The 2207-nt window shown below is 34.8% G+C and carries 4 protein-coding genes; all 4 read left to right on the forward strand.

Annotation, left to right across the window (positions count from 1 at the left end):
* The first annotated feature begins 250 nt into the window (after positions 1-250).
* Positions 251-673, forward strand: coding sequence for a DUF1801 domain-containing protein (locus RBU60_RS14130; protein ID WP_308865715.1), 423 nt, complete (start codon positions 251-253; stop codon positions 671-673).
* Between the two features lie 66 nt (positions 674-739).
* Positions 740-1225 (forward strand): DUF4199 domain-containing protein, encoded by a 486-nt coding sequence (locus RBU60_RS14135; protein WP_308865716.1) that lies wholly within the window; start codon positions 740-742, stop codon positions 1223-1225.
* Position 1226: 1 nt separating this feature from the next.
* Positions 1227-1655 (forward strand): SRPBCC family protein, encoded by a 429-nt coding sequence (locus RBU60_RS14140; RefSeq protein WP_308865717.1) that lies wholly within the window; start codon positions 1227-1229, stop codon positions 1653-1655.
* Between the two features lie 21 nt (positions 1656-1676).
* Positions 1677-2096, forward strand: coding sequence for a VOC family protein (locus RBU60_RS14145; protein WP_308865718.1), 420 nt, complete (start codon positions 1677-1679; stop codon positions 2094-2096).
* Positions 2097-2207: the final 111 nt, after the last annotated feature.

The raw sequence follows: 2207 nt of genomic DNA on the forward strand, positions 1-2207 counted from the left end.
CTCTCATCTCAATTACAGTTTTGTTGTTCCTACATTTATCACTAAATTGTATCCCGAAGCAACACAGGACACACAACGTGCTACAACACCGTGTATAAAAAATTGCTAGTTTTAGCTAACACAAAGTTGGTTGCTTGTTTGCTGGCTTCCGATTTTCCTTCGGAAAATCCTCGCCCACAAACACGCAACTTTCCATACACAAACACGTTATGTGTAACTTAAAAAAATGCGCGACACCAATTGAACTTTTATGGCAGAAATAAAAACAAAACAAACTAACGCAAATGTGGAAGATTTTATCAACACATTTGCCAATACAGAACAGAAGCGAAAAGAAGGTTTTGAATTATTGAAAATAATGCAAGACTTTACGGGATACGAACCTAAAATGTGGGGTCCAAGCATTATCGGATTTGGACAATACCATTACAAATCTGAAAAAAGTCGACAAGAAGGAGATTGGCCACTAGTAGGTTTCTCGCCTCGCAAAGCAGCTATTTCATTGTATGTTTACTCGGGATGTTCTGGTCAAGACGAGCTACTAAAAGAATTGGGGAAATTCAAAATGGGAAAAGGCTGTATTTATGTCAAAAAACTTACCGACATCAATCAGGAAATACTTATAAAATTAATGAAATCAACTATTGACTTTCTTCAATCGAAATACATTTAAGAAAGACGGAAAAAGGAAACACAATCAATGCTACAAGACCTGTAGAAAAACGCTGAAATAAAAACAATGAAAAATATAAAAATAGAAATCAAATGGGCAGTCATCTTCTCGATAATGGGATTGCTTTGGATGGTGTTGGAAAAATTGTGCGGACTGCATAGCACATACATTGATTATCATCTTTACTTAACTAACTTGTTTGCAATCCCTGCAATTATCATAATGGTTATGGCATTGAAAGACAAAAAGAAAAATTTTTACAATGGACAAATAACTTACAAACAAGGATTAATTTCAGGAATTATATTGTCAATAATTATTGCTTTGATCAGTCCGTTAACCCAATGGATTACTTCTTATGTTATTACGCCCGAATATTTCCCGAATGTAATAAAACGTTCCGTAGAAATCGGTTATTATAAAACAACGGAAGAAGCACAAGCAAATTTCAACTATAAAAATTATGCGATACAAGGAGCAATCGGAGCATTAATAATGGGAATTGTAACAACAGCAATTGCAATGATTTTTATACGTACAAAAAAGAGATAAAATGCAAAATCTAACATTCAAAATCAGAATAAAAGCTTCCATAGAAAAAGTATGGCAATACCTTTGGGAACTGGAGAATTACACCAAATGGACTTCCGTTTTTTGCGTTGGAAGCTATTATAAAACCGATAACTTTAAACAAGGCAACAAAATACATTTACTCACGCCAAACGGGGATGGAATGTACAGTATTTTAGACAAAATTATCGAAAACGAGTTGTTGGTTTTTAAACATTTGGGAGAACTACAAAACTTTGAAGAACAACCTATCCAAGGGTGGACAAATGCATTGGAAAGCTATGAGTTAAAGTCATTAGGAAACGAAACTGAACTTACTGTAAAAGTTGAAACTGCGGAGCCATACGTTGACCATATGAACAAAACATTTCCCTTGGCATTACAAGAATTAAAAAAAATATCAGAAAATTAAATAACAATAAAACAAACGAAGGTGGCTACTATAAACACTTATTTGAATTTTAACGGAAATTGCGAACACGCATTTAACTTTTACAAATCAGTATTTGGAGGAGAATTCACCTTCATCGGAAGGTTTGGGGAAATGCCCGAAGGAGACGGCTACACAGTTCCTGAAATGGACAAAAATAAAATTATGCACATTGGTTTGCCAATTGGAAATACTATTTTGATGGGAAGTGACACCGGTGGAGATTGGGCACCAACATTTGTACAAGGAAATAATTTTTCAGTTTCGATCAAGCCAGAAAGCAAAGAAGAAGCTGACAAATTATTCAAAGGACTATCGGCTGATGGACAAGTAACGATGCCAATGGGAGGTACTTTTTGGGGTGCATATTTCGGAATGTTTACCGACAAATTTGGCATCAACTGGATGGTAAATTTTGAATAACAACAGAGCGGAAAATAATAGCTACACATAACATTGGTAACCGTTGCACAACCCCGTAATTCTAAAAAATATTATTCTAATAGCGCCATTTTAAGAGGGCTATTATTTTTA

The sequence above is a fragment of the Mesonia profundi genome (genome assembly GCF_031085155.1).
In the GTDB taxonomy this organism is placed as follows: Bacteria; Bacteroidota; Bacteroidia; order Flavobacteriales; family Flavobacteriaceae; genus Mesonia; species Mesonia profundi.